This window comes from Sphaerotilus montanus (assembly GCF_013410775.1).
Taxonomy (GTDB): domain Bacteria; phylum Pseudomonadota; class Gammaproteobacteria; order Burkholderiales; family Burkholderiaceae_C; genus Sphaerotilus; species Sphaerotilus montanus.
Window position 1 is genome coordinate 114,550 of sequence record NZ_JACCFH010000002.1, and the last position, 10,443, is coordinate 124,992.

Annotated in this window: 8 protein-coding genes; 7 read left to right on the forward strand and 1 reads right to left on the reverse strand. The window is 66.2% G+C overall.

Annotation, left to right across the window (positions count from 1 at the left end):
- Window positions 1–30: 30 nt before the first annotated feature.
- The gene (locus BDD16_RS22385) at window positions 31–1,470 is read right to left on the reverse strand and encodes a sensor histidine kinase (RefSeq protein WP_179636347.1); all 1,440 of its coding nucleotides are present in this window, start codon (window positions 1,468–1,470) and stop codon (window positions 31–33) included.
- Between the two features lie 380 nt (window positions 1,471–1,850).
- Between BDD16_RS22385 and BDD16_RS22390 the strand changes: the two genes are divergently transcribed.
- From BDD16_RS22390 to BDD16_RS22420, 7 genes are all read left to right on the forward strand, one after another.
- Complete coding sequence (locus tag BDD16_RS22390) at window positions 1,851–3,434, forward strand: cyclic peptide export ABC transporter (RefSeq protein ID WP_179636348.1); 1,584 nt, start codon at window positions 1,851–1,853, stop codon at window positions 3,432–3,434.
- Window positions 3,431–5,068, forward strand: a complete 1,638-nt coding sequence (locus BDD16_RS22395) for a cyclic peptide export ABC transporter (RefSeq protein WP_179636349.1) — start codon at window positions 3,431–3,433, stop codon at window positions 5,066–5,068. Before BDD16_RS22390 ends, BDD16_RS22395 begins: the two co-directional genes overlap by 4 nt.
- 33 nt (window positions 5,069–5,101) lie before the next feature.
- On the forward strand, window positions 5,102–6,043 hold the full coding sequence (locus tag BDD16_RS22400; RefSeq protein WP_179636350.1) for a prohibitin family protein: 942 nt from the start codon (window positions 5,102–5,104) through the stop codon (window positions 6,041–6,043).
- Window positions 6,040–8,079, forward strand: a complete 2,040-nt coding sequence (locus BDD16_RS22405; RefSeq protein WP_179636351.1) for an ABC transporter substrate-binding protein — start codon at window positions 6,040–6,042, stop codon at window positions 8,077–8,079. Before BDD16_RS22400 ends, BDD16_RS22405 begins: the two co-directional genes overlap by 4 nt.
- 30 nt (window positions 8,080–8,109) lie before the next feature.
- Window positions 8,110–8,379, forward strand: a complete 270-nt coding sequence (locus BDD16_RS22410; RefSeq protein WP_179636352.1) for a hypothetical protein — start codon at window positions 8,110–8,112, stop codon at window positions 8,377–8,379.
- 221 nt (window positions 8,380–8,600) lie between these two features.
- Window positions 8,601–9,179 carry a YcjF family protein gene (locus BDD16_RS22415; protein WP_179636353.1) on the forward strand — a complete coding sequence of 193 codons (579 nt, stop codon included), beginning with the start codon at window positions 8,601–8,603 and terminating at the stop codon, window positions 9,177–9,179.
- Between the two features lie 156 nt (window positions 9,180–9,335).
- Window positions 9,336–10,424 (forward strand): hypothetical protein, encoded by a 1,089-nt coding sequence (locus BDD16_RS22420; RefSeq protein ID WP_179636354.1) that lies wholly within the window; start codon window positions 9,336–9,338, stop codon window positions 10,422–10,424.
- Window positions 10,425–10,443: the final 19 nt, after the last annotated feature.

Consider the following 10,443-nt stretch of genomic DNA (forward strand, 5'->3'; position numbering starts at 1 on the left):
CCTGGCGCTTCATCCGGCGCGGCATCCAGATCAGATGGGCCGATCCTGCGGGATCGTGAGCCGCAGGTGCGCACCCGGTCTGCCAGATTCACCTGGGAGGATCTCGACGGTACCGCGGTGCAGTTCGGCCACACGTCGCACGATGTACAGCCCCAAACCCAGGCCGGTTCCGGTGCTTTCAGGGCCCCGCACCCCCCGCTCGAACGCCCGCGCCCTGAACCCCTCGGCAATGCCCCGCCCCTGATCGGAAACCTCGAAGACGATCGCCAGCGGCTCCTCTCGCTCGCTCAGGCGCAGTACCACCGACGAGTTGGAGGGCGAGTACGCCAGCGCATTGACCAACAGGTTGCGTAATGCGAGCCGCATCAGCCCCAGATCAAATGCCGCTGTCCGCAGACCCGGGTCATGCTCCACCAGGATGCGCAGACGGGCCGACGGCATGATGTCGGCTAGGCACAGCTCGACCAGGGTCTCCAGATCCGACTCCACGAGGGCGAGCCGGCCGTCGGCTGACAGCAGCGTCGTGGCCGCCAGCGTGTTGTCCAGGATGCTGGTGATCTGCTGGATGACGTTGCGAGCCCGGTCCAGGCGGCCCACGAGGCGGGGCGCGAGGTCAGCCGGGGCCTCGGTCGCCACGGTCCGTGTGCTCTGCAAGGCGGCCGAGGCGTTGTTGAGCGGCTGGCGCACCTCGTGGGCGAGCAGGTTCAACATCTCGTCGCGCTCGCGCAGCAAGGACAGTAGCCGCTCGGATTGCGCCTGGCTCTGGCGCTGGGACTGGCTGAGGCGTTCGATGTCGAGCTGGCGGGTCAGCTCGCGGGCATGCACGCCCTCCAACGTGATGCCGATGTAGGCGATGTTGCCGAATGCCGCCGTGAACATCATCACCAGCGTCAGAAGGACCGAGTTCGTGCTGCGGTCGAGGGTGAGGGCTTCGCCAGTTCCGAACAGCATGTTCCAGATCCTCAGCGACAGCAGGATGGCCGCACACCCGTAAGCCATCGACATGGCGTGCGCGCTGGCACTGGCGCGCACGCGGCCGAGTCGACTCGACACGGCGCACAACCACAGCGATCCGATCAGCATCACGAGCACGACATAGAACGCGCGGTCCACCAGGCTGGTGCGTCGGCTGATCTCGAAGCCGATCATCAGGGCCACCAGAACGGCCAGTGCCCGTGGCCAGGCGATCGACTCTCCCAGGTGGTGGTGCATGGCCAAGGCACGCAGCATCGTGCCGGCGAACCCGAGCGCCACGCTCAGCAGCAGCAGGCCCGTGGGCAGTGGTGTGCCGTGCCGGACTGCGGCCAGGCTGATGAACAACCCCACGGCGATGTTGCCCGCCACCCAGATGCCCAGACGGACAGGGTCGTCCTGCTTGCGCAGGATGAACCACACCCCCAGCGGCAGCAGCACATAGAGCAGGCTTGCCACGAAGCCGATGGTGTGGGAATCCAGCGAAGGAATAGACATGGGTCACTCAAGAAGAAACGACAAGTAACAAGAAGATCTGATCAATCAAAGAAAGAACGATTGCCGACTAGAATTGATTTAAGTGAACAATTAACGAATTTCAAGCAAGCAGGTCACACTTTCTGGCGCCTGAATTGGTTTATTTGATCAGTCAAATTTCGCCCGCTGTGGCGCATTCGCTCCACGAGTCATACCTGACTGTTTTGTACACATGTTCGCCAGCTTTTGCCGCCATCAACGAAGCCTAGCGCAAGCCTCGATCACCGACAGGCCGACTGGTTCGTGTGTGTGCGTGATGGCGCGCTGAATCAGCACCGATGCAGCAACTGAAGCGCTTTCTGACGCAAGAAGCGGGTGTGCCCAAGCGGCGCATTCTCGTGATGTCACTGCTCACAGGAGCCTGCAACGCGCTCATGCTGGGCCTGCTCAACATGGCCGCGGCTCATGCCGGTGATTCGGATCGTGACAGCAGCCTTTTTGCTGTGTACGTGGTCGCGCTGGCACTGCATGCCTATGCGCAGCGACACTCGATGCTCGACGCGATGGGTGCGGTCGAGCACACCATCGAGCGTGTGCGGCTGCGCCTGACCGACAAGGTGCGCCGCGCGTCGCTGCACCTTGTCGAGCAGGCCGGCGGGCTTCCCGGCTTCTCCGCACTGACCCAGGACACCCAGGTCATCTCCCAGGCGGGCTCGCAGGTGGTCACGACGCTGCAGGCGCTGGTGACGCTGACCTTTTCAGTGCTCTACCTGGCTTGGCTGTCCCCACTGGCCTGCCTGGCGGTGGTGGTCGTGGTGGTCGGCTACATCATCGTGAGCAAAGTGCGCGACCCGGCCATCGCCTCCGCCATGAAGCAGGCCCACGAACAGGAAGTCACGGTGCAGCGCGCGATCTTGGACGTCGTGCAGGGCGTCAAGGAGCTGCAACTCAGCCGTCGCGAGCGCACTGGCCTGCGCACCTACCTGACCGACGTGGCGGCGCAGTCGCATGCCCACAAGCTGCAGGCCAACCTGGACACGGTTTTTGACCACCTGTTCGGCGGTCTGGTCTTCATGCTGCTGCTGCTGGCGGTGGTGTTCCTTCTGCCCATCGTGGTACCGAGTAGCAATGAGACCACGCACCAGGTAGTCGCCACCATGCTCTACATCCTCGGGCCGATCGGCGCGATCACCCAGGGCCTGGCTGGCATGGCGGCGGTGGAGGCCGGCATCAGCCACCTCTATGCGCTCGAAGCCCGATTGGATGCGGCCCTGGAGCCCCACCACCGTCGACCGACCGAGCCGCTGCACAGCTTCGACGAGATTCGCCTCGACGCCGTGCGCATGCGCTACCTTGACGCCAAAGGTGCGCCGCTGTTCACCTCCGGCCCGCATGACTTGCGCCTGCGCGCGGGCGAGACGGTCTTCATCGTCGGCGGCAACGGGGCGGGCAAGTCCACGCTGCTCAAGCTGCTCACCGGGCTGTATCCGGCAGAGGAGGGCTGCGTGCTGCTAGACGGCAAGCCGGTCGAACCACGAACGCTGGAGGCCTACCGCAGCCTGTACTCGACCGTCTTCACCGACTTCCACCTGTTCGACCGGCTCTACGGCTTGCCCGAGACCGTAGACGACGCGGTGGTCAACGCCTGGATCGAGCGCATGGGGCTGGCGGGCAAGACACGCTGCGAGGGCGGGCGTTTCACGAACACCGACCTCTCGACCGGCCAGCGCAAGCGCCTGGCGTTCATCGCTGCAGTGCTCGAAGACCGGCCGATCTGCCTGTTCGACGAACTGGCGGCCGACCAGGATCCCGTGTTCCGCCGGCGCTTCTACGAGGAATTGCTGCCTGAACTCCAGGCCCAGGGACGGACGCTGCTGATCGTCTCGCATGACGACGCCTACTTCGACTGCGCCGATCGACTGCTCAGACTCGATGCCGGGCACATCGTGGCCGACGAGCGCCGCCATCCCGGGGAGCCAGCATGAAAAGCCACCTGCTGGACTTCCTGCGCCGCGAGTCCGGGCAGCGGCGGGCTCCGATGCTGGTGGCCATGGTGCTGTCGGGGCTGGCCGAGGGCCTGGTGATCGTGCTGGCCAACGTCGGGGCCAACTCGGCGAGCGAAGGTCTCACGCTCACCCGTTCGGTGCTGCTGACGGTGTACCTGATTGGATTGACCACCTGGGTGGTCAGCCTGCGCCGGGCGCTCAAGCAGAGTTTCACCGCCTCCGAGCAGGCGCTGGAGCGTGTCAAGACCCGCCTGGCCACCCGGCTGCTGCAGGCGGACCTGCTCTACGTCGAGCGCCAAGCGGCCAGTGGCCGTTTCTCGCTGCTCAGCCAGGACACTCGGCTTGTAGCAGACGCCGTCATGCGGGGCCTGTACTGCCTGCAGTCGCTGGCGTTGTTCGCGGCCAGCAGCGTCTACATGCTCTGGAAAGATCCGGTCGCTTTCGGACTGGTCGCGCTGGTGTTCGTGCTGGCGATTCCGAAGCTGATGCACAACTACCAGCAGGCGACCGCCGAGACACGGCTGTCGGCCGAGCGCGAAGGCCGCTTCTTCGCCCTGTTCGGCGACCTGGTGCGGGGCTTCAAGGAGGTCAAGCTGCACCGTCCACGCAGTGATGCCCTCCAGGCAGAACTGGTCGAGCGGGCCCGAGCAGCCCACGCGCCCCGCCATCACATCCACCGGCGCACCGTCGATGACCTGCAGTTTTCCAACGGCATCTTCTACGTGCTGCTGGCCGCGCTGGTGTTCCTGTTGCCTGAGATCTGGTCGAGCCGTGGCGACACCGTCGAGCAGACACTCACGACGGTGCTCTCGCTCATGGGGCCGCTGACAGCGTTCGCCACCACGCTGCCGATGCTGGCGCGTGCCGAGGCGGCGGTGGCAGGGCTGTACGCGCTGGAGGCCGAGATCGATGCCGCCGCCCAAGACTGCGAGGCTGAGGATGATTCGGATCCTCAAGCATCGGACACACCCACCTTCGAGCGGCTGGCCCTTCAAGGTGTGAGCTTCCACTACACCGACGATGCGGGGGACGTCACCTTCTGCTCCGGTCCCCACGATCTGGAGATCCGCCGCGGCGAACTTGTCTTCATCGTTGGGGGCAACGGTTCAGGCAAATCCACGCTGCTCAAGCTGCTCACGGGCCTGTACGCACCGGTGACGGGCGAGTTGCTGCTGGATGGCCAGATCGTCGACGCCGACGCACGCCAAGACTGGCGAGAACTCTTCTCGATCGTCTTCACCGACTTCCATCTGTTCGAGCGGCTGCACGGCCTGGACAACGTCGATCCTAGGGAGGTGAAGCGCTGGCTGGCCGTGATGGGCCTGGCGCACAAGACCCGCTTCAGGAATGGCCGCTTCACGCAGACCTCGCTCTCGACCGGCCAGCGCAAGCGCCTGGCCTTCATCGTCGCGATGCTGCGCGACAAGCCGGTGTGCATCCTCGACGAGGTGGCCGCCGACCAGGATCCCGAGTTCCGCCGCCGCTTCTACCGCGAGCTGCTGCCCGGGCTGCGCGAGCGTGGCACCACCGTCATCGTCGTCTCGCATGACGACGCCTATTTCGACTGCGCCGACCGGCTCATCCGCTTGCAGGATGGCCGCATCGTCGCCTGAGCCGGGCATCCGCCCCGCAAGGACCGTGTTCCCATGACCACTCCCAAGGAATGGTTCGACGACCTCAAGGCCGATGCAGGCACCGAGGCCGACGCCCCCGAGGTGCCACTGACGCGCCGCCAGCGTTTCTCGCTCTGGCTGCACGACAACACGCCGTCCTTCATCGTCACGAATCTGCTGCTGGTCCTGTTGCTGATCTTTCTGTGGAACCGCGTGGTCGTGGTGGTGCCACCGGGGCAGACCGGAGTGCTGTTCCGCCTGTTCTCAGGCACTGAGGTGGACCGGGTCTACGGAGAAGGTCTCTACCTGATCAGTCCGCTCAACACGATGAACCTGTACGAGACGCGCAAGCAGGTGACGCTGCACGAGTTCGAGGTGCTCACTGCCAAGGGCCTGAGCGTGAAACTCGCGCTGGCGATCCGCTACCAGCCCGAGGTCGAGATGCTGGGCGTGCTGCACCAGCGCATCGGCCCGGACTACGCCCAGCGCGTGATCATCCCGCAGGTCGAGTCCGTCATGCGCAAGCAGCTTGGCCAATACGTCGCCGAGGACGTCTACACCAACAAGGACGGGCTGCTCACGCGCGCGATCCTGGCTGCGCTGGATGAAGTAGGGCGCAACTTCATCCAGGTCGAGGACATCATCATCCGCAGCATCCAACTGCCCGACAAGCTCAAGGCGGCGATCGAGGACAAGCTGACCCAGGAGGAGATGCTCAAGTCCTACGAGTTCCGCATGGAGACCGCGCGCAAGGAGGCCGAGCGGCTGACGATCGAGGCCGAGGGGCACAAGAAGCACAACGCCATCGTGGCCGAGACGCTGACGGACAAGGTGCTGCAGCGCGAGCAGATCGCGGCGATGCGGGATCTGGCCAAGTCGCCCAATGCCAAGACGCTGATCATGGGCAGCGGCCAGAGCGGCGCACCGGGCACGGCCCAGGGCGATCCCAAGCTGATGATCAACGTCACGCCATGAAGCGCCTGCTCGTGATGGCGGCCGCGGTGGCGGTCGGCCTGTTCGTGTGGAGCCACTGGCCGGCGGAGGACTATGCCGCGCTGGCGGATGCCCGTGACCAGCACGCGCTCGACACCCAGGCCGACATCGTCGTGGCGGCGGTGGCCGACCCGCAGCAGTCGGACTACGTCAAGGGCATCGAGCTGGCGGTGACGCAACTCAACGAGCGACCCGAGAAGCTGCTGGGGCGGCTGGTACGGCTGCGCATTGAGCAAGGCAGCGCAGACCCGGTGGCCGAAAACCGGCTGGTGCAGCGCCTGGTCAGCGACGAACGGGTGGTGGCCGTGCTGGGTCACCGCGCATCGAGCCTGGCGGTGCCGGCCTCGCTGGTCTACGAGGCGGCCCGCATGGTATTCCTGCCGCCCTTCGCCACCAAGAAGAGCCTCACCGGACACGACTTCCAGTACGTCTTCCGCATGGCCCCGAGCAGCCCGGTGATGGCCGAGCAGCTCGCCAGCCTGACGGCGCTGCTGGGCCACGGTCGGGTCGCCGTGCTGCATGCCCGCGACGACTACAGCCGCGAGCTGGCCTTCCTGTTCGAAGACTCGGCCGTGGCGCGCGGCGTGCGGGTGACACAACGGGCCTCGTTCCTCGCCACCGACGAGGACTACCGCAGCCTGGTGGCACAGCTCCGCGCCAAGCCCTTCGATGCGGTGTTCCTGTCGGCCTCCAGCGGGCCGGGGGCTCGCATGGTGCAACAGTTGCGCGAACTCGGTGTGCAGGTACCCATCATCGGCATCGATTCCATGAACTCGCGCGAGTTCAAGGACGCGGCGGGGGCGGCCGGTCACAACATCATCACCCCGGTGCTCTACCGCAGCAACCAGACCGGCTGGCGCAATGCCGCGTTTGTCGAGCGTTTCCGTGCCGCACACGGGCGCGAGCCGGACCACAACGCGGCCCAGGGCTACGACTCGATGCTGCTGCTGGCGCGCGCCATCGAGCTGGCCAAGACTACGCGCACGTCGGCCGTGCAGTCGGCGCTGCGCTTCATGCCGTACTGGATCGGCGTGACCGGGCTGCATGCCTTCGACGCCCGTGGGGAGCTGCGGGCCAAGCGCTACGAGTTCCAGCAACTGCTGGCGGGCGAGTGGCAGCCGCTGCCGGGGCTGCACCTGCGCTACCAGCTGGAGCGCGCCGAGGCCGAGGCGCGCCTCACGGGCGAACCGCTGCCGGCGGGCTTCAGCCAGTCCTTCCGTGCCGAGGCGTCGCTCGAAGAGACGGCTACGCTGCAGTTCGAGATGGCGCGGCGCATCTTGCCGATCCAGCGCCTGGGGGTGCTCATCGCCTCGCGCGACCCCGACACGCTGGAAGAGGTTACCCAGCAGGTGCAGCGCCTGGCCAAGGCCACCGGCGTGGCCATCGAGCACTGCGTGATGCGGGACGAGGCACTCGATGACGACCTGGCGCACTGCCTGCAGACGCTGACCGCCCCGTCACCGTCGCAGCCCCAGGCGCTGATGCTGGCCCGCTTCGACGACCTCAGCTTCGTGGATACCGTGGCCGTGGGCGCGAAGCTGCGCGCCGCGCCACTGCCGGTGTTCGCCATCAGCGCAGCGGGCAACCGCGTCATGCCGCCGGGGCTGGCGGTGTTCGTCGACGAGGTCGGGCGGCAAGACTACTTCGGCCCGGCGGTCAAGAACATCGAGCGCATGGTGGCGCGTCAGGTGGTGGACGGCGTGATCGGCGGGCTGGTCAACCTGCCAGCGGTCAAGGTCGATCTGCAGCGCCTGCTGGCCCTCGGACACCAGAGCAACCCGGCGCTGCTGAACCTGTTCGCCGAGGAGATGCCGCCGGTGGCGGCCACGTTCGCGCTGCCCAAGCAGGCGCGTCAGCCGGTGGCGGCGCCTGAAGCCGCTTCGGCCGCCTCGGAAGCTGCCAGCGCGGACGCTGCGGCCAGTGCACCTGATGCGGCGTCGGCCGCGTCAACACCGACCTCGGCCCCTTCGTCGGCCCCGCTCCCCGCCTCGGCGCCCTCCAGCTCTTCTGATCGGTAAGAAGTCATGTCCTCACTACCTCCGTATGTCATGCCCCTGCTGTATGGCTTTGGCAGCCTGTTCGTGGCGCTCATGGGGCGCAATCGCAAGTGGGGCTTCTGGGGCTATTTCTGGGCGTCGTTGCTGATGTCACCCGTGCTGGGTCTGCTGTTCGTGCTGGCAGGCGACAAACCTGAGCGCAAGCCGAAAGCGCCCAAGTCCGCGCTCCAGCCTTCGCCAGTGGCTGCAACGCCAGCGGTGGGCGTCCCCGCAGCCAGCGTGAAGCCCGTTGCCACATCAGCCCCGGCGGTCAAGCCGTGAGCGCCACTGAAGGCTCGGGGCGGGAGACAAGGGAGCACGGCGGACCACCTCCAGGACATCCCCAGTTTCCTCCACCCACCCCGAAAGGACTGCGCATCCGCAAGAAGAAATCCGCTCATACACCTGTCGAGCTGGGTCTGCTCGAACCCCTGGCGCTGACGCCGGAGCCGGAGTCGACCGCTCTTTCTCTTCTCTCCTCCCAACCTCTGGAGACCATTTTCATGAGTCAAACCGCTGACCACAACACCATCGACGCCGAAGCCACGGTCGTCGAACCCTCTGCGCCCGCCACCCCCGCTCCCGTGCTGGTCTCTGACGTGGTGCGTTCCGACCGGCTGCTGCTGGCCAACGACATCGTCAAGAACCACGTCATCGCCGCCACCGGCATCAGCCTGATCCCGATCCCGGGGGTCGATCTAGCCGCCATCATGGGCATCCAGGTCAAGATGGCACACAGTCTGTGCAAGCTCTATGACGTGCCCTTCAAGGAGAAGCTGGTGCGTTCGCTGCTGACCTCGCTGGTCAGCAGTGCGGGTGCAGTGCTCGCCATGACCGGGCTGGCCAGCCTGGCCAAGGCCGTGCCGGTGCTCGGCTCGATCGCCGGTGCAGCCGGCGTGTCGGCCACCTCGGCGGCGATGACCTACGCCACCGGCAAGGTGCTGACCAAGCACTTCGAGACGGGCGGCACGATCGACACCTTCGACCCGGTCCAGTTCAAGGAAATGTTCAAGGCCAAGGTCAAGGAAGGCGCCGAAGTCGTCAAGTCGCTCAAGCCTGACGCTGCACCCGCGTCCGCCTGACCTTCTGAAACCCTGAGGCCATGATCAGGGCCTCAGGGTCGCCGGCACCACCCAGGCTTCCCACGCACCGCCACACGGTGCCGGCACTTCGCCTGCCTGTCTCTTGCACCTTTCCCCCCGCTTCCACCCACTTCGCTCCTGTTCCGGAGGTCTGCCATGTCCGCTCGTACTTCGTCGCGCACCGCGCTGCGCCGTCTCCTTCCCCTGTCGGTGGCCACCGCCACGCTGCTGCTGGCTGGCTGCAGCGGCCCGGCTGCGCTGCGCTCGGGCTACGTCGACTATTCGCACGCCCAGGCCCAGGTCGGCAACCAGCAGACGCTGCTGAATCTGGCACGCATCCGCAATGGCCACCCGCCGTACTTCCTGCAGATGGGTGCCATCACCGCCAGCTACAGCTTCACCCGCGGCACCAATGGTTCGGCCTCGCACACACTCGGCACCATGCCGGGCGCCTTGCCCGAGATGTTCACGCGCGCCCTTGGCCTAAGCGGCAGCGCCACCGAGGCGCCGATGTTCAACTTCGCGCCGCTGAGCGGCCCCGGCTTCTCGGCAGTGATCATGAAGCCGATCGATCCGCGCACGTTCTCGGGTCTGGCGATGCAAGGCTTCTCGGCAACGGCGCTCATGCGCATGCTCGCCGACGAGGTCACGCTGACGAACGCGAGTGGTCAGAAAACGGTGTTGCGCAACGGCTTTGACGCCCAGGACAGCGATAACTATGGCGACTTCCTGAGGCTGGTGGAGGCGCTGCAGACGCTGCAGTACGCACGCGCCCTGGTCACGGGCACCGACGCCGGGGGCACGACGCTACGCATCACGGCAGACGATCGGGCTGGCGCGGTGTTGCAGCGCCTGGCCACGCGAGACGGAGCCAAGGCCCAGTTCAAGACGCTGGGCAATCAAGCCCTGGCAGGCGGCTTCAGTGTGGATGTCAAGCTGCGCACCTTCGTAGGCACCCTGTATGCGATGGCCTACGACGGTGCGGGCGCTGACGCGCTGCCCGCGGCGCTGCGCGAGAGCCTGCCGGAAGGCCAGCGCGACGCGGTGCTGCGCATCGAAGCAGCGTCCGATCTGACCGAGCCGGAAGCGGCAAGCGTGGACTATGCCGGGCGCAAGTACGTCATCTCGGACAAGGCCGGCTCGCTGCGTTACCGCACCACCTTCCAGGGCCTGCAGTTCGTCTTCGCCCAGACTGAACTCAATCCCGGTCAGCTCCCGCAGGCGTCCGTCATCCAGATGCGCTGAGCGCCTGGGCTGCTCCTCT